Annotated in this window: 15 protein-coding genes; 6 read left to right on the top strand and 9 right to left on the bottom strand. The window is 72.0% G+C overall.

Features of this window, described 5'->3' with window-relative positions:
* Positions 1 to 24: 24 nt before the first annotated feature.
* The 7 genes from D581_RS0105340 to D581_RS0105370 all read right to left on the bottom strand — a co-directional run bounded on the left by D581_RS0105340 (position 25) and on the right by D581_RS0105370 (position 7,451).
* A complete protein-coding gene (locus tag D581_RS0105340) occupies positions 25 to 468 on the bottom strand; it encodes a hypothetical protein (protein ID WP_018956195.1) in 444 nt (147 codons plus the stop codon).
* Between the two features lie 54 nt (positions 469 to 522).
* Positions 523 to 810 (bottom strand): hypothetical protein, encoded by a 288-nt coding sequence (locus D581_RS0105345; protein WP_018956196.1) that lies wholly within the window; start codon positions 808 to 810, stop codon positions 523 to 525.
* Between the two features lie 102 nt (positions 811 to 912).
* Positions 913 to 2,502, bottom strand: coding sequence for a caspase, EACC1-associated type (locus D581_RS0105350; protein WP_486585800.1), 1,590 nt, complete (start codon positions 2,500 to 2,502; stop codon positions 913 to 915).
* On the bottom strand, positions 2,480 to 2,881 hold the full coding sequence (locus D581_RS0105355) for an effector-associated constant component EACC1 (RefSeq protein WP_018956197.1): 402 nt from the start codon (positions 2,879 to 2,881) through the stop codon (positions 2,480 to 2,482). Before D581_RS0105355 ends, D581_RS0105350 begins: the two co-directional genes overlap by 23 nt.
* Before the next feature lie 125 nt (positions 2,882 to 3,006).
* The gene (locus tag D581_RS0105360; RefSeq protein WP_026290236.1) at positions 3,007 to 3,222 is read right to left on the bottom strand and encodes a hypothetical protein; all 216 of its coding nucleotides are present in this window, start codon (positions 3,220 to 3,222) and stop codon (positions 3,007 to 3,009) included.
* 120 nt (positions 3,223 to 3,342) lie between these two features.
* On the bottom strand, positions 3,343 to 6,063 hold the full coding sequence (locus tag D581_RS0105365; protein ID WP_018956199.1) for a glycosyl hydrolase family 65 domain-containing protein: 2,721 nt from the start codon (positions 6,061 to 6,063) through the stop codon (positions 3,343 to 3,345).
* A 278-nt stretch (positions 6,064 to 6,341) separates the two neighbouring features.
* Entirely contained in the window at positions 6,342 to 7,451 is a 1,110-nt protein-coding gene (locus tag D581_RS0105370) for a threonine synthase (RefSeq protein ID WP_486585801.1), read from the bottom strand.
* Positions 7,452 to 7,691: 240 nt separating this feature from the next.
* Here D581_RS0105370 and D581_RS0105375 point away from each other — a divergent pair, with 240 nt between their 5' ends.
* Positions 7,692 to 9,275: a S8 family peptidase gene (locus D581_RS0105375; protein ID WP_018956201.1), complete on the top strand. Its 1,584-nt coding sequence runs from the start codon at positions 7,692 to 7,694 to the stop codon at positions 9,273 to 9,275.
* Positions 9,276 to 9,444: 169 nt separating this feature from the next.
* On the opposite strand, the gene D581_RS0105380 is transcribed toward D581_RS0105375, so the two are convergent.
* A complete protein-coding gene (locus tag D581_RS0105380; RefSeq protein WP_026290237.1) occupies positions 9,445 to 10,863 on the bottom strand; it encodes a glycoside hydrolase family 18 protein in 1,419 nt (472 codons plus the stop codon).
* Between the two features lie 390 nt (positions 10,864 to 11,253).
* Between D581_RS0105380 and D581_RS0105385 the strand changes: the two genes are divergently transcribed.
* The 5 genes from D581_RS0105385 to D581_RS0105405 all read left to right on the top strand — a co-directional run bounded on the left by D581_RS0105385 (position 11,254) and on the right by D581_RS0105405 (position 16,448).
* Entirely contained in the window at positions 11,254 to 12,006 is a 753-nt protein-coding gene (locus D581_RS0105385; protein WP_018956203.1) for a GntR family transcriptional regulator, read from the top strand.
* Positions 12,007 to 12,231: 225 nt separating this feature from the next.
* Entirely contained in the window at positions 12,232 to 12,432 is a 201-nt protein-coding gene (locus D581_RS0105390) for a hypothetical protein (protein ID WP_018956204.1), read from the top strand.
* 232 nt (positions 12,433 to 12,664) lie between these two features.
* Complete coding sequence (locus tag D581_RS0105395) at positions 12,665 to 13,060, top strand: NUDIX hydrolase (RefSeq protein ID WP_018956205.1); 396 nt, start codon at positions 12,665 to 12,667, stop codon at positions 13,058 to 13,060.
* Positions 13,061 to 13,213: 153 nt separating this feature from the next.
* Positions 13,214 to 13,657, top strand: coding sequence for an ATP-binding protein (locus D581_RS0105400; RefSeq protein ID WP_018956206.1), 444 nt, complete (start codon positions 13,214 to 13,216; stop codon positions 13,655 to 13,657).
* Between the two features lie 223 nt (positions 13,658 to 13,880).
* Positions 13,881 to 16,448, top strand: coding sequence for a SpoIIE family protein phosphatase (locus tag D581_RS0105405; RefSeq protein ID WP_018956207.1), 2,568 nt, complete (start codon positions 13,881 to 13,883; stop codon positions 16,446 to 16,448).
* A gap of 76 nt (positions 16,449 to 16,524) precedes the next feature.
* On the opposite strand, the gene D581_RS0105410 is transcribed toward D581_RS0105405, so the two are convergent.
* Entirely contained in the window at positions 16,525 to 17,238 is a 714-nt protein-coding gene (locus D581_RS0105410; RefSeq protein ID WP_018956208.1) for a PspA/IM30 family protein, read from the bottom strand.
* Positions 17,239 to 17,251 lie beyond the last annotated feature (13 nt).

A 17,251-nucleotide genomic window follows, 5' to 3' on the forward strand; every position in this document is an offset into this window, starting at 1 on the left:
CGGCCCGGCGGCCGTCGTACGGTGTCAGGCCCCGTTACGTCGGTGGTGCAGGTCCACCGCCGTTTCGAGGGTGTGGTCGATGCCGGCGGCGACGGTCGGGTCGGTGTTGTTCAGGTGCCGCACGATCGCCGCGCCCGCCGATGAGACCGCCGGGGGAGGGGCCGGGAACGTACGGAAGAGCGGCGGCACCCCGTAGATCTCGCGGAGGACCTCCTCCACGACGAACTCGTTGACCGGTCGCCGCTCGGCGCGGAGAGCGGCCGCGACCTCGTCGCTGAACGCCGCCAGGTCCTCGATGCCGCACCGGTCGCCCAGTCGCGGCGAGACCATCACGGCGATCACCGAGACGAGGAATCCGTTGAAGGCGATCCGGTCGCTCGGCGACAGCGCCTCGTCGAGCGCCTTCGCCCTGCGGTCCTTGAGGACGAGGCACCTGATCTGGTCGCGGAATCGTGGCTCTACGCGCACGTCCCCACCTCCTGCTCGATAGCTGGGCTGCTCGGCCGCCGCACGACGCTGCGGCTACTCGACGTGGGTGAAAGACATGAGCACGGCCAGCACGGCGTCCTCGAACGACTCGTACCGGCCGACCTCGTCCGCACGGAAGACACCCTGGGGCCGCACGACGGCGAAGGCGCTCCACAGCCCCAGGTAGTGGTCCAGATGGCCGGCGTGCAGCGTCTCCTCGCCGTGGTCCAGGACGAGGTGGACGGTCTCCTCGCCGTTGTCCGTGGCGGGCTGCGCCTGGAGCACGAACCGGTGGCGTCGAAGGGACTGCCCGAGCGCCTCGCTGATTTCGGGGATCGACATGTCGCACTCCCTGTCCTGTGCCGTGCGTTCCATGGGCCGGCCCGGCCGGTTCGGGTCGGCTTGGGCCGCTCCGAAGGTCCGGGCGGGGTTCTCGGGGTTCGGTCAGTTCCGGCGGCGGTGGAGTCCGGCCGCGTAGCCGCGGAGGTTTCCCGGGCCGACGGTCCGGTAGTAGCGGCGTGCCGTGCTCGCCAGCTCCGACCTGAGCGGCCGCAGTCCCATGAAGTCGGAGAGGACGCGGGCCTGTTCCGCCTCGTCGAGGGTCGACCACTCCCCGTAGGTCCCGCCGCAGGCATCGACCAGGACATCGAGGCACTGCGCCAGAGCCAGCGACTCCGAGCCCTCCCATTCGGCCGCCCAGCGTTCGCGCGGTGTGCCGGTCGCGAGCGCGGCCACGGCGGCGAGGACGGCGAGGGTGGGCGCCCGGTCCACCGGATCCGGACGGGCCGGCTCCGCGCGCTCGGCCCCGGGCAGCCGGGGCGGCCCGATTCCCAGGCGGATGCGCTGTTCCAGGCCGGTCAGCCGCTCCTGGGCCGCGGTGTTGCCCCGGCGCGCGGCGAGGGCGTACCAGTACAACGCCCGGTCCTGGTTCCCGTACTGCTCCTCGTAGAGCTGCCCGAGGTGGAGCGGGGCGACCGGATCGCCCGCCTCGGAGGACCGCACGTACCACTGCGTCGCCTCCTGGAGGGCCTTCCCTCCGACCGGTCCCGGCTCGATCCCCTGCATCCTCGCCCGGACCCGGCCCTCGGCGATCTGCCCGAGCCGGTTCATCGACGGCGTGTGTCCGGCCGCGGCAGGACCCTCGTACATCGCCGCGATCGCGGGGAGCCGCTCGACGCCCTCCTTGGTCTCCCGTCGGTACGCCTCGCGGTAGACGGCCTCCGGATCGGCGCCCGGCTCGGGCGGGGCTTCGGGGGCGTTGTTGCGGGCGAACACCCAGCGGGCGGCGTGATTCTCGATGCGGCGGCCCGGTTCGGGTCGTCCGTTCGCCACGAGGTGGTCGGAGACCGCGCCGAAGATGTGGTCGAACGTGAGGCCGGCCGGTGCGCCGCTCAGGCCCTCGTACACGGTGTCCACGAGGGCCTTCGTGAAGTACGTCTGCGCGTCGGCGACCGTCTCCAGCTCGTGCCAGGAGGTCTCGAACGCGCCGCTGCTCATCATCAGGTACGCGCCGGGCCCGGGGGGCAGGTGGTCGACGGAGAGGCGGCCGTACTCCTCCGTGGCGAGCCCGGCGTAGCAGCAGTCGAGCACCGCGATCCTGACCCGGGCGTCGCTGGCGCGGAACGCGTCCCGCACGGCGTCGAACGGGAGCCCCGTGGCGGCCGTGAAGTTCGCGTCCTGCCGGGTGTCGCCCACGGTAAGGCACAGCCGCTCGCGGTGGTCGTAGATCCCGTGTCCGACGTAGTAGAAGAACGCGACGTCCTCGGCCTCCATGAGCGTCGAGATGAGATCGCGGTGGATCGTGCCGAGCGTTTCGCGGTTCCGGAAGGGCACGATGGAATCGTCGGGCCAGGGCCCGCACACCGGGTCGCGGAGCAGATCGTTCATCCGGTCGAAGCTGCGCCTTGCCGCGGGCACGTTGGTGAATTCCTCGTCCGCGTAATCCCAGGTTCCCATGAGGACCGCACGTGACCGGGAGTAGTCCCGGTTCAGGGGTTCGCTCAACGCGGGTTCACTCATCACGGGTTCGCTCATCGCGGGTTCGCTCATCGTCGAGCAGGCGCTCGACGAGCTCGAAGACCTTCTGCGGGTCGTCGAGATTCCCGCCGGAGAGCGTGACCGTCCGGTCCCCCCCGGTCAGCTTCACCGTCACGGACGACCTCCGGGACTTGATGAACGCCGGCAGGGTCCGGATCGCGACGGCGAGCACCGCCGAGGAGGGTACGAGCAGCTGGATCACCTCGGCGGCGCCGAGTTCGCCCGCGCCGGGGCGGGACCGCTTCCGGGTGACCACGGCGCCCGGGACGGCGCCGAGACGTCGGGAGAGAGGGCCGACACCGGCCGGCTCGGAGAGGGTCAGAACGACTTCGTACCCGGCGTCTGGGGATCCCCTGCCTTCGGACTCCGCAGCCATGGATCCCGCGTCTGCATCGGGCTCGTGGGGAGAGGTCGGTGAGGTCGGTACGGACATCGGTCCTCCAAGTCAACAGTCCGTTCGTTCCGGGACCGCCTGCGGCGGCTGTGCGGCCGCCTCGGACCTCAGACCTCTACGCGTCGAACCCGGTTGTAGTAGAGCCCCACGTCCTCGGGCGCGTGCAGGCGCACGGTCTCGCCGTCGTCGCTCACCATGCAGACCCAGCCGGGCGGTGCGGAATCGGGCTTCGTGAGGGTGAAGGGGCCTTCCCCGTTGATCGACCACACCGTGCTGCCGAGGCCCACGGTGTGACCGTCCTTCGTGCGAAAGTTTGCGGCCATCCAGCAGTCGTAGCACCCCTCGTTTCGCCCAGGGGCCTCTCTTCACGGAACTTCGACAACCTGAAGCCGGGCTACCGGTCACCGGTGCGACAGGCACGCGCCGACCGGGCCCGGCGCGCCCTACCGGCCGTCCGCCTCCACCCGCAGTTCCGCCAGTCCCGCCGGCTTCTCCGGGGCCTCCGAGCGGACCGTCACGCGGACCTTGCGTGCTGTGTCGCCCGGCAGGTAGGGACGCCAGAAGCGGCCGTCGAGGGAGGTCTCCACGGTGTGCGAGGCGGGGGCGGTGTCGCTCCAGGCCGGAGTCACGGAGGTGAGCCGGAGGGGCCTCGTGCCCAGCTCCACCGTCAGGGATCCCTCCACGCCTTCGGGGGACCAGGACGTCGCCGGGGCCCCGTCCACCGCCGCCTCCGCGTACAGGCCGGGGGCCTCGGACGTCGCCGTCACCGGGCGGCAGCGCGCCATGTCGGCCGTCGGGGTCAGGTCGGGGCGCCGGGTGGGTAGCTCCAGCGTCGAGGAGAGACGGCGCGGGCCTTCGGCCGTGTGGACCGTGAACGGGGTACCCGAGGTCAGGTGGACCGTGGTCGTCCGGGGGCCGATCGCGACCTCGTACACGGCGTCCCGGTACCGCAGGCTCCTCAGCGTGACGCCCTCGTGCAGTTGGGGCGGCAGCGTCGGGTCCAGGCGCACGCCGTCCTCGCGGAGCCTGAGCCCCGTCAGGCCGTGCGTGAACACCTGGAGGAGCCCGCCCTTCCCGGTCAGGAAGTCGTCGGCGGGGAAGCCGGACAGCGGGTCCTCGGCGCCCGCCTTGTCGCCGCGCGCCTCGGAGAACAGCTCGTACGGGCCCCGCATGAACGGGCGCACCGCACGCTGGAGGTAGGTGTACGCCGAGCAGCCCGGTTCCCCGATCGCCGCCGCGTCGATCGCGTGGACCGAGTCCGTCATCGCCGGTCCGTCCGGGTCGGTGCGGGCCGCGTAGTAGTTCAGGGTGGCCGCGGCGGCGCCCGGCTCCATCGGCCATTCCAGCGGGTAGGTCAGCAGGACGGTGTCCGCCTGCTTGATCGTGGAGCCGTTGTAGCCCGCGTACTGGAGGAAGACCTTCTTCTCCGCGTCGTACGGGATGCGCAGGCCGTCCGCCACCTTGTTCCAGGCGGCGGGAGGGCTCTGGCCGAGGAGACGGGCGGCGCGGGTCGCGTTGCGCAGCGCGGTGGCGGCGACCGCGTTGGTGAAGACGCCGTCGTCGACGCCGTTGCTGTACTCGTCGGGGCCCGCCACGTCGTTGATCGAGTAGCTGCCGTCCGCGTTCGCCGTGGCGCGCGACTCCCAGAACTCGGCGATGCCCCGGAGCAGGGGCCAGCCCCTCGACGCCAGCCAGTCACGGTCGCCGGTGGCCAGGTAGTACTGCCAGACGGCCAGCGAGACGTCTCCCTGGAGGTGGTTCTGGGTCAGGCAGTGCGGCGGGTCCCAGCTCTGGCACTCGGAGTCCATACGGCCCCGGCTCGCGCTGGTCCACGGGTAGAACAGGCCCCGGTGGCCGTACTTCTCGGCGTTCGCGCGGGCCGCGTCACGGGTGCGGTAGCGGTATTCGACGACCGATCGCGCCAGCTCCGGGCGGGTGGCGAGCAGACCCGGGAACATCCACGTCTCGGCGTCCCAGAACACCATGCCCGCGTAGTTGTCACTGGTCAGACCGGTCGGGGCGATGCTGTCGGAGGAGCCGCGCCGGGTGTTCGCCAGCAGCCCGTACTGGGCCGAGCGCAGCCAGCCCTGGAGCCGGCGGTCCCCCGGGACCAGCACATCGGCGGACCAGGCCTCGCGCCAGGCGGCCTCGTTCGCCGCGAAGACCCGGTCCCAGCCGCGCCGCGCCGCCCGGTGCGCCGCCTCGCGGGCGTCCTCGGCCGGGGCGCGGGAGGTCAGGGCGGTGTCGACGCCGACGTACTTCTCGAACGTGTACGTCCGGCCCGCGCGGACCGGGGTCGCCGCCGGGGGCGTACGGGCCCCCGGCCGCAGGGTCTCCACGACGCCCGAGCCGCGCCGCATCGACTGGGCGACGGCCCCCTCGATCCCGGTGCCCCGTGTCCGGAACGTGCCGTCCTCGCGCAGCGTGATCCGGCGCGCGCCCCGGGCGTCGAGCCGGCCGGTGACGGTCGCGGTGCCGCTCCAGCGCGGCGTCATCCGCAGGCGTACGGCTCCGGTGTGGACGTCGGACCGGTCGGCCAGCACCTCGTACACGAGGTCGGTGGCCCGGCCGTCGGCCGTCGTCCACCGCAGTGAGGTGCGCACGAGGCCGCAGGAGAGGAAGACCGTCTGCCGGTAGTGCGAGATCCGGCCCGCCGGGGTGTCCGGGCCGAGGGTCTCCTCGCCCACGCCCACATCGATGTTCGTCCAGCTCGGGAGTGCGGCGATCACCTCGCGGCCCTCGGAGACGGCCTTGTCCCGGGCGTAGAGCCCGGAGACGAACGCGCCGTCGTAGCGGGGGGTGTAGAGCGGCCAGCCGGTCTTCTCGCCGGTGGCCGCGTAACCGGCTCCGGCCGGGGGGACCCGGTGGCCGAGGTAGCCGTTGCCGATGTACGGGTCGTAGCCGGCGGCCTCCCCGAAGCGGGTGGACGTCGGCGCCCAGGTGGTCCCGGGGCCGCCCTGACCGGCCGTCATGCCGCAGGCGGGCACGGCCGGGTGTGGGGGCGGGGGCTGGTACGGGGGCGGTGCGGGGGAGCCGGACGGGTGGGCCGGGCCCGGCAGCGGTACGGGGCCGGGGGTCTCGGTGGCGTCGGCGAGGGGCGGCAGCGGTGCGATCAGGGCGGCCGCGACGAGGGGCGCGAGGACGGAGATGCGCGAGAGGCTCACAGGACGAAGGTAAGGACGCGCGGGTGCGGTCGGCCGTCACGGCACGCACGGCCCCGGCACCGGGTGTCCGTCCGACCGCCGGATGGAGCAGGTCCCGCGCGCGCCCTCGCGCCGTCGTGCCTGTGCTGGGGGCGGGCGGGGGGCGTGGTCTTCTCGTGCCGTCGTGCCCGTGCCCGGGGCGGGCGAGGGGCATGGTCTTCTCGTGCCGTCGTGCCGTCGTGCCGTCGTGCCGTCGTGCCGTCGTGCCCATGCCCGGGGCGGGCGAGGGTGTGGCTTCCTCACCCCGCCATGCCCGTCTTCAGCCCCGCCCCGCACAGCGGCACCACCACACTGCCCCGCGTGGCAGCGCTCCCTTCCCGCACCGCCGCCCAGCAGGCCACGCCCGTCGTCTCGACGTAGAAGCCGCGCGCGGCCAGATCCCGCTGGGCCTCGCGGACGCGGTCCTCCGACACCGTCAGGAACGTGCCGCCCGACGCCCGTACCGCCGCCAGGATCTGCCGGGCGCGCGGCGGGCGGGAGATGGCGATGCCCTCCGCGAGGGTGGGGGAGACCACGGCGGCCGGGTCGGCCGGAGGGAGGTCGCCCGCGCCCGCGTGGAAGGCGGCGGCCAGCGGGGAGACGGCCTCGGCCTGGACGGCGATCAGCCGGGGGCGGGTCTCGATCAGGCCGAGCGCGTGCAGTTCCGCGGTGGCGAGGGCCGCGCCCAGCAGCAGGGTGCCGTTGCCGACCGGGACGGCCAGCGCGTCCGGCAGCCGGCCGCCGAGGTCCTCCCACAGCTCGTACACGTACGTCTTCGTGCCGTGCAGGAAGTACGGGTTGAAGACGTGCGAGGCGTAGAAGACACCCAGTCCGTCCGCCGCCGCGCGGGCGGCCAGCGCGGTCGCCTCCCGGCCGCCCGGGACAGTGACCAGCTGCGCGCCGTGGGCCCGGATCTGCTCGGTCTTCTTCGGGGACGTGCCCTCGGGGACGTACACCGTGCAGGGGAGTCCCGCCCGCGCGCAGTACGCGGCGATCGACGTGCCCGCGTTGCCGGTGCTGTCCGCGACGACCCCGTCCGGTTCCAGCCGCCGGGCCAGCTCCGCGAGCATCACCGCGCCCCGGTCCTTGAAGGAGAGCGTCGGCATGAGGTAGTCGAGCTTCGCCGAGACGGTGTCCGTGAGCGGGACGAGCGGGGTGCGGCCCTCGCCCAGGGAGATCGGCGGGGCGGCGAGCGGCAGGAATTCCTCGTAACGCCACAATGAATTGGCCCGCCCGGAAAGCGCGTTCGGCGCCACGCCCCGCGCGGGGGTGAAGTCGAGGTTCCAGGGGCCACGGCAGACCGGGCAGCACCAGGTCAGCGCGGTGATCTCGGACCGGGTCCCGTCGTCCGGGCAGTGATAGGCCGTCATGCCCGCCAGCATGTCAGGCGTAGGGCAGGTGAATGACAGACGTATGGCACAAGCCAAGGCACCCTTGTGAGTTCGCCATGGATCGGTCAATCTTTCGCTGGCAGCAGGGCACGCGGCTCACCGGACGGCGCAGAAAACGGGGCGCTCGGCCGGCTGATTTGTCATGCCCCTGCCGGGAGTCGTCGTGTGGCTCCGGCACCACCCCCCACCAGAGCACCGCCTATGAGGAGGACCCCTCAGATGTCAGTGACGCGTCACACCCCCCAGGCCCGTCGAAGACTCGCCGCGGCGACCGTCATAGCCACCGCAGCCGCCGTCGCCCTGGCCACGGCCGCCCTCCCGGCGACCGCGGCCGAGCGTGCGCCCGAAGGCGTGATCCTGAACGCGGACGCGCCCGGCACCATCAGCGACAGCTACATCGTCACGCTGAAGGACTCGGCCGCGAAGTCCGACTCCGCCCAGGGCAGGGCCCTCGCGAAGAAGTACGGTGCGGGCATCGAACGCACCTACCGCTCGGCCCTCAACGGCTACGCGGTCGAGGCGTCGGCCGCCGAGGCGAAGAGGTTCGCCGCCGACCCGGCCGTCGCGTCCGTCTCGCAGAACCGCACCTTCACGGCTTCCGCCACCCAGAACAACCCGCCCTCCTGGGGCCTCGACCGGATCGACCAGCGGAACCTGCCGCTGGACCAGCGCTACACCTACCCCGACAAGGCCGGCGAGGGCGTCACCGCCTACATCATCGACACCGGGGTGCGCATCAGCCACAGCGACTTCGGCGGCCGGGCCTTCAACGGCTTCGACGCCGTGGACAACGACAACGTGTCGCAGGACGGCAACGGCCACGGCACGCACGTGGCGGGCACCGTGGCGGGTACCGCGCACGGCGTGGCCAAGAAGGCCAAGATCGTCGGCGTGCGGGTGCTCAACAACGCCGGCTCCGGCACCACCGCGGGTGTCGTCGCGGGCATCGACTGGGTGACGGCCAACGCCGTCAAGCCGGCCGTCGCCAACATGAGCCTCGGCGGCGGTGCGGACTCGGTGCTCGACGCCGCCGTGCGCCGGTCCATCGCCTCCGGCGTCACCTACGCCGTCGCGGCGGGCAACGAGTCGACCGACGCCTCCACCAAGTCGCCGGCGCGTGTCGCCGAGGCGATCACGGTGGGATCGACGACCAACACCGACGCCCGCTCCAGCTTCTCCAACTACGGCACGATCGTGGACATCTTCGCCCCCGGTTCCTCGATCACCTCGTCGTGGCACACCAGCGACAGCGCCACGAACACCATCTCCGGCACGTCGATGGCCAGTCCGCACGTCGCCGGCGCGGCCGCCCTCTACCTCGCCGACAACCCGGGCTCGACCCCCGCACAGATCTCCGCCGGCCTCGTCGCGGCCTCCACACCCGGGGTCGTCACCAACCCGGGCAGCGGCTCGCCCAACCGGCTGCTGTACGTGGGCGCGGGTGGCACCACGCCGCCCGGCAAGAAGTTCGAGAACACCACCGGCTACGCGATCAACGACAACGCCACCGTCGAGGCGCCGGTCACCGTCACCGGAGTCACCGGTAACGCCCCGGCCGCGCTGAGCGTCCCGGTCAACATCTCGCACACCTACGTCGGCGACCTGAAGATCGACCTGGTCGCCCCCGACGGTTCGGTCTACAACCTGAAGGCGTACGGCTCCGGCGGCAGCAGCGACAACGTGGTCACCACGTACACCGTCAACGCCTCCTCCGAGGTCGCCAACGGCACCTGGAAGCTCCGGGTCAGCGACAACGCGAACGCCGACACCGGCCGGATCAACAGCTGGGCGCTCCAGTTCTGAACACGCTCCGGCGCGCTGGTTCCGAACACGCTCCGGCGCGCCGAGCCGAATCGCTGAACCGCTGAACCACTGAGTCCCGGAAGTCGGGCCGGGGCGGCCGCGTCACGCGGCCGCCCCGGCCCCCTTCGGTGTCAGCGCCGGTGTCAGCGGCGGTGTCAGCGGCGGTGTGTCAGCGGCGGTTGAGCCCGCGGTGGACCGCGGTGATCAGCTCACCGTTCTCGGTGTCCCCGTCCAGCGACCAGAACATCGCCCCGCCGAGACCCTTGTCCCGGATGTACGAGGCCTTGGCGCGCAGCACCTGAGGGTCGTCGTACGTCCACAGCGTCGTGCCGTCGAACAGCCACGCGTGGCCGTTCTTCACATCACGGTGGACCTTGTACGTCCCCGACGCGGCCAGCTGCTTCAGGACCTTGTAGTCCTCGTAGCCCGCCCCCCAGGTGGCCGGAGCCGGGGCCGTGGCCGGCTGCCCCATGCCCGTGCCGCCGCCGCTCACTCCGGTCCAGCCCTGGCCGTAGGTCGGCATGCCCATCACGAGCTTGTGCCTGGGCGCGCCGCGGCGTACCCAGTCGCGCACGGTCTGATCGACGCTGAAGTCGTTCTTCGCGTACAGGGCCGACTGCTGGGCCGTCTTCTTCTCGCCGGAGACGTGGTAGTCGTAGCCCTGGATGTTGACGAAGTCGAAGTCCTTCATGAGGCGCTTGACGTCGAAGCCCGCGTCGATCGCCTTCGGGTTGGCCGCTACGTAGGCTGACAGGTCGTAGTGGACCGGCTTCGGTTTCCCGTGCCCGTGCCCGTGCCCGCCCTTGCCCTTGGCCGCCTTCTCCTTGGCCTTCGCCTGGCTCTTCGCGTAGGCGTCGAGCTGGGTGCGGAACTCGTGGATCAGGGCGGTGAAGTTCTTCTTGTCCTCCGGGCGGAAGACGGTGCCCTCATTGCCCGCCGAGCCGGGCCACTCCCAGTCGACGTCGATGCCGTCGAAGAGGCCGGCCGCGGCGCCCTGGCCGCCGCGGGCCCCGTCCACCGGGAGGTTGCCCTTGATGTACAGGTCGAGGCAGGAGGCGACGAGGGCCTTGCGGGAGGCCGCGGTGCGGGCCGCGTCGGAGAAGTGGGTGGAGTAGCTCCAGCCGCCCAGCGAGATCATGACCTTGAGGCCGGGGTGCTTGGCCTTCAGCTCGCGCAGCTGGTTGAAGTTGCCCGCGAGCGGCTGGGTGTCGGTGTCGGCGACGCCGTCGACCGATCCCGCCGCGTCGAGCGGACGGGCGTAGTCCGCCCAGGCGTCGGCCTGGCCGGGGATGTTGCCGGTGAAGCACTTGCCCTCGGCGTTGACGTTGCCGAAGGCGTAGTTGATGTGGGTCAGCTTGGCCGCGGCTCCGCTGGTGTCCAGGTCCTTGACCTGGAAGTCCCGTCCGTAGACGCCCCATTGGGTGAAGTAGCCGATGCTCTTGTACGCGGGGCGGTGGTGGCCCTTGTCGCGGTCGCCGCCGTTGCTCCGGTCGTGGTCGGCGCTGGCCGTGGCCGCGGGTGCGATGCTCCCCAGCAGGGCCAGGGCGACGCCGGCGGTGGTCATTCGGGACAGGTTTCTTCGGCGCATGAGGCTCGTTCCTGTGCGTGATCCGGTGCGGAAGGCAAGCGGAAGGAAGGCGGAAGGCAAGCAGAAGGCAAGCGGAAGGAAGTGCGGGAGCCGTGCTGTGCACAGGAATGTATTGGTCTGGACCAGAAATGTTCAAGAGTCCGGGGGTGCCGGACTCCGGTGGTGGCTTCGGCGCGCTTGACGCGGTGATGCCGGTGCGGCCGTGTCGGCCGACGCGGCGCTGGGCAGAGTGGAGTCGGAGAACGTCCGGGACCGATCTGGTGTGCGCGTCCGATGTATGCGTGGACCGTCACAAGGTCATCACATTGGGTGAAACTCTGGCCTATGCTTGCGGTGCACAACCAACGGTTGTCAGGCTGTCGCAGACTGTCAACCTGTTGGGAGTGGCCTGTGACTTTCGGTGAGCAGCCCGCCTATCTGCGCGTGGCGAGCGATCTCAGGGAGAAGATCGTCAACGGCGCGCTGCCGCCTCATACCCGCCTGCCGTCGCAGGCTCGCATCCGGGAGGAGTACGGGGTCTCGGACACCGTCGCCCTGGAGGCGCGCAAGGTCCTGATGGCGGAGGGGCTGGTCGAGGGGCGCTCCGGCTCGGGCACCTATGTGCGCGAGCGTCCCGTGCCCCGCATGATCGCCCGCTCCGGCAACCGGCCGGGCAAGGGGGCCAGCCCGTTCCGGCAGGAGCAGACGGCGGAGGGGGCGCGCGGGACCTGGGAGTCCCGCAGTGAGCAGGAGGGGGCGGGCCCCGAGATCGCCGAGCGGCTGGGTATCGAGCCGGGCGACCGTGTCATGCGTACGCACTACGTCTTCCGGGAGGCGGGGGAGCCGGTCATGCTCTCCACCTCCTGGGAGCCGCTCGCCGTCACCGGCCGGACCCCCGTGATGCTGCCGGAGGAGGGCCCGTTGGGCGGCTGCGGGGTGGTCGACCGGATGGCCGCGATCGACGTCGTCGTGGACAACGTCGCCGAGGAGGTCGGCGCGCGCCCGGGGCTGGCGGAGGAGCTCCTGGCGCTGGGCGGCGTGCCCGGCCATGTGGTCATCGTCATTGGGCGTACGTACTACGCCTCGGGCCGGGCCGTGGAGACGGCAGACGTGGTGGTGCCGGCGGACCGGTACCGGGTCGCGTACCACCTGCCGGTGCGATGAGGTGAGGTGACGCCCCGTCGGGCCGGACGGGGCGCGCCGACCGGGGGCGTTGGGTCATGAGGGGGCGCATTCTGCGGGTGCGCCCCTTTCGTGTTGGCCGGATGTGTATCTCTTTGTGTAAGCCCGCCTGCACTGAGTGAAGGTCAGGCGTACGCTCGGGCATATGCGTACTGCGGTTTCCTGGGGATCCTTAGAGACGTGCACGCCGGTGGGAAGAGGGGCGATATGCGGGGGAGCGACACGATGAGCGACAGCGGCGCCGTGCTCCCTTGGCAGGTGATACGGCAGGACGACGGCGGCAATCGCTACCGCGTGGGCAGGTATGCCACGCAGGCCGAGGCGCAGAAGGTCGCCGACGGCCTCGACGACCGCCATCGCCACCAGGTCTACCGGGTGGAGCGCGTGGGGCGGAGCGCCGGGCCCTGACGCGGTGGGCTACCCGTGGGGCGCCTGGAAGGCCGTTCCGTGCCTCCAGGCGCCCCACGGGCTTCCCTGGGCGCCTTCGCGCCCCCTCTGTCCTCCTCTGCTCCTCCTCTTCCCTCCCCTGCCTCCGTCCCGCCACCGTCCCCGCGTTCCGTGCGTCGGCGGTCCGGGCGGTAGGGTCCCGCCCGGACCGGGGGCGCGAAAGCCGCCGGGGGTGCGGCGAGCGGGCGGAGCGGTGACGGTGCTGATCGACACGGTGGCGTGGGTGCGGATCGAGGGCGGCAGGATTCTCTGCGCGCGGCCCCGGGGCAAGGACGTCTTCTACATCCCGGGCGGCAAGCGGGAGGGGACGGAGACCGATCTGCAGACCCTGCTGCGGGAGGTCGAGGAGGAGCTGACGGTCGGCCTGATCCGGGAGACCGTCGTCCACGCCGGGACGTACGAGGCCCCCGTGGACGACCGGCCCGACGCCGCCGTCGTGCGGATGAGCTGCTATTACGGCGACTACCGCGGCACGCTCGCCGCGAGCAGCGAGATCGAGGAGACGGCGTGGTTCTCCTTCGCCGACCGGGCCCTCGTGCCGCCCGTGGACCAGTTGCTCTTCGACGACCTCAGGGCGGCGGGGCGCTGAGCTGATCCCCGGCAGTGGCGCGCGTGAGCGCGGTCCGGCCTCTGCACCCGTCTGCACCAAACGGCAGGTTGCGCGGTAGCGGGCAACAAATGGTGGGTATGGGCTGTTTAGTCCCCATTTGTCAAGGGGTGGGCCCGTGGTCGTCCCTGGGAAGTGATCGGCGTGATCGATACCGAAGGCGACTGCGCCGAGTGGGCCTTCCCCGCCGAACCCGGCTCCGTGCGGAGCGCCCGGCATGCCGTCCGGGGCGCGCTGGGTTCCTGGGGCCTCGACGCGGCGGTGGGTGACCTGGCGGTCCTGCTCGTCAGTGAGCTGGTGACCAACTCCCTCCGGTACGCCTCCGGACCCATCGGCGTACGCCTGGTGCAGTCGCACGCGGACGGGGGCGCTCCGCCCGTCGACGTCGCTCCCCCGGCCCCGGTCCTGCTGGTGGAAGTCTCCGATCCGCTTCCGGATCCACCCACCGAACGCAGTGCGGGGCCCGACGACGAAGGCGGCCGGGGACTCCAGCTCGTGGCCTGTTCCGCGCGTCGCTGGGGGACCCGTCGCGGAAAGAGTGGCAAGACGGTGTGGTTCGAGCTGGCTCTCCCTGGTTAGGAGAGTGGAGGGATGCACAGCGATCACCAGAGGTCGGGCAGAACCTGGCTGAAAGGGACTGAGACCTTGCTGTGATCGTGAACGCCGTGTCGGTCGGGGCCGTGGTGCTGAATACTGCGGGCAGGACCGGTCCGGTGTGTGAGCTGGAGGGGACGGTCGCGTGAGCGAAATACCTGGGACAACGGGTGATGTCGGCGATGTCGTCGGGACCACGGGCGACGTCGTGTGGCAGAGCAGCCCGCCCGGCTCGATCTATGACTACATCAGGGTCGCCTCTTTCTCGATCGGCCCCGACGGTCTGATCGAGCAGTGGAGCAGCCGGGCCGCCGGTCTGTTCGGCATGTCCTCGACCGAGGCGATCGGCCGCGACCCGGTGGAGGCCTTCATGCCCGCCGAGCTGCGCTCGGACGGTCAACGCAGGGTCGGCGAGATCCTCGACGGCAAGGAGTGGACGGGCCTCGTCCCCTTCCGGATGCCGGGCGAGGGAGGGGCGCACGGCGTCGCCGAGGTCTATGTGATGCCGAGTCTGACGGACCGGGGCGAGCGGGCCGCCCTCTGTATCGTCGTGGACGTCCGGGCCCTGCGGCGCATCGAGACCGACCTCGCCGCCTCGCAGGCCATATTCGGCCAATCTCCTTTCGGTTTCGTGCTGTTCGGCCCGGACTTCGCCGTCGTCCGGGCCAACCAGCGTTTCGCCACGGTCTTCGGCGGCGCGGCCGACGACCACCGGGGCCGCACGGTGGAGGACTATCTCCCGCGGGCCGAGGCCGACCGGCTGTCCGCCACGCTGAAACGGGTCCTGGAGACCGGGGAGTCGGTCACCGACCTCCAGCTCGTCGGCCCCGCGCCCGGCGGCACCGAGCGCCGCCACTGGTCCATGAACCTCTACCGGGTGCACAGCGGGGCCGGCCGTCCCGTCGGCGTCGCCGGACTCGCCACCGACGTCACCCGCCGGCACATCGCCGCCCGCGAGGCGGCCAGTGCCCGCCGCAACCTCGCCCTCCTCAACGAGGCCAGCGCCCGCATCGGCAACTCCCTGGACCTGGAGACCACCGCCCGCGAGCTCCTCGACGTGGCAGTCCCCGGCTTCTGCGACCTCGCCGCCGTCGACCTCTACCAGGGGCTCCTCACCGGCGAGGAGGCCGCTCCCGGCAGCTGGGCGCCCGCCCACCGCGAATCCGCCGGAGGCTCGGCGGAGCTGCGCCGGGTGGCCCACGCCAGCGCGGTCGCCGACGCCCTGCCCACCGCCGTGGCCGGCAGTGGGCCCCCGGGCCCGGACGATCTGCCGCCCGCGCTCGGCTCCGTCCACCGCTTCCCGTTCGGCTCCCCGTGCGCCATGGCGCTGCGCTCCGGCCGGGTCGAGGACGTCCCCGGCGACGAGATGGGCTTCGTGCAGTCGACGCTCGCCGTGCCGATGGTCGCGCACGACACCGTCGTCGGCCTCGTCCAGTTCTCCCGGACGAAGGGCAGCGAGCCGTTCGGGGAGCGCGACCGGGCCCTGGCCACCGAACTGGCCGCCCGCGCCGCCGTCTGCATCGACAACGCCCGCCTCTACCGCCGCGAGCACGAGCGCGCCCTGATCCTCCAGCGCAGCCTCCTGCCCCCCGGCGACCCGGAGGCCGCCGGCCTCGACATCGCCTGCCGCTATCTGCCGGGCAACACCGCCACCGAGGTCGGCGGCGACTGGTTCGACGTGATCGAGCTGCCCGGCCACCGCACCGCCCTCGTCGTCGGCGACGTCATGGGCCGCGGCCTGCGCGCCGCCGTCGCCATGGGCGAACTGCGCACCGCAGTGAGGACCCTGGCCCTCCTCGACCTGGAGCCCGCCGAAGTGCTCTCCGCCCTCGACGAGGTCGCCCGCGGCCTCGGCTCCCCGGGCGCCGGCGAGCGCAGCGCGGGACTCGGCGGCAGCGGAGGAGCGCAGTGGCCCTCCCGCGCCGCGCAGAAGTCCCGCGAGGCGGACCTCTCCGAGGTGTATCTCGCGACCTGCGTGTACGCGGTCTACGACCCGGTCACCCGGCGATGTACGTTCGCCAACGCCGGGCACCTCCCCCCGGCCGTCGTCGAGCCCGGCCGCCCCGCCCGGCTCATCGACGTACCGCCGGGCATGCCGCTGGGCGTCGGCGGCGAGCCGTTCGAGGAGGTCGAGGTCGAGCTGGCGGAGAACGCCCTGCTCACCCTCTACACCGACGGCCTCGTGGAGTCCCGCGACCAGCCGCTGGACGAGGGCCTGGACGCTTTGCGGGCCGTCCTCACCGGCCCGCAGATGGAGCTGGAGGACGCCTGCGACCACGTCCTCAGCACCCTCGACACCCGGCACGGCGAGGACGACATCGCCCTGCTCATGGCCCGCATCCAGGGGCTCCCCGGAGAGGCGGTCGGGGACTGGACCCTGCCGCGCGAACCCCGCTCCGTGGGGCGCGCCCGTGAGCTGGCCCGCATCCAGCTGGTCGCCTGGGACCTCGACGACCTGGTCGACACCACCGAGCTCCTCGTCAGCGAGCTGGTCACCAACGCCCTGCGCTACGGCGAGGGCGAGATCCGGCTCCGGCTGCTGCGCGACCGCACCCTGGTCTGCGAGGTGTGGGACGCCGGTCTCGTCCAGCCGCGCCGCCGCCGGGCCCGCGACACCGACGAAGGCGGCCGCGGCCTCCAGCTCGTCGGCCTGCTCAGCGCCGCCTGGGGCTCGCGCCGCACCCCGCGCGGCAAGACCGTCTGGTTCGAACTGGCCCTGCCGGACGGGGCCCCGGCCGCCGAACTCTCCGTGGAGCAGCTCCTGAGCATGTACTGAGCCCGGCGAGGCTCAGGAGGGCACGGGACCCGCCCGGACCGCCAGCGGCACTCGGCCGCTCCCGGCGCACCCCGCGTCACGCGCCCGTCTTCAGGGCCGCCAGCCGGGCCTCGACCTCCGCGCTGTCGCCCAGGCTGTCCAACTCCTCGAACTGGGCATCCAGCGAGGAGGCTGCCAGCTCCTGCTTGCCCAGCGCCCTCGCCTCCTCGCGCCGCACCTTGTCCTCGAAGCGGCTCAGCTCGCTCGTCGGGTCCAGGACGTCGATGTTCTTCACGGCGTCCATCATCTGGTTCTGCGCCTGCGCGGACTTCGAACGCGCCACCAACTCGTCGCGCTTGGCCTTCAGCTGGGAGAGCTTGGCCTTCATCTGGTCGAGCCCCGACTTCAGCTTGTCCACCACCTCGCTCTGCGAGGCGATCGTGGGCCCGGCCGTCTTCGCCTCCTGCTCGGACCGGAGCTGGCGGCCCAGCGCGACCTTCGCCAGGTTGTCGAACTTGTCCGCCTCCGCGACCGACCCCGCACCGCGCAGCTCGTCGGCCTTCCGGCTGGCGGCCAGCGCCTTGCCGCCCCACTCGGCCGCCGCCTCGACGTCCTCCTTGTGGTCCTGCTCCATCAGCCGGAGGTTGCCGATGGTGGTCGCGACCGCCTGCTCGGCCTCCGCGATGTTGTTCGTGTAGTCCCGGATCAGCTGGTCCAGCATCTTCTGCGGGTCCTCGGCCTGATCGATGAGGGCGTTGATGTTGGCCTTCGCGAGCTGGGTGACGCGGCCGAGGATGGTCTGCTTGGACATGGGATGGCTCCTT

It is taken from the genome of Streptomyces sp. CNB091 (assembly GCF_000377965.1).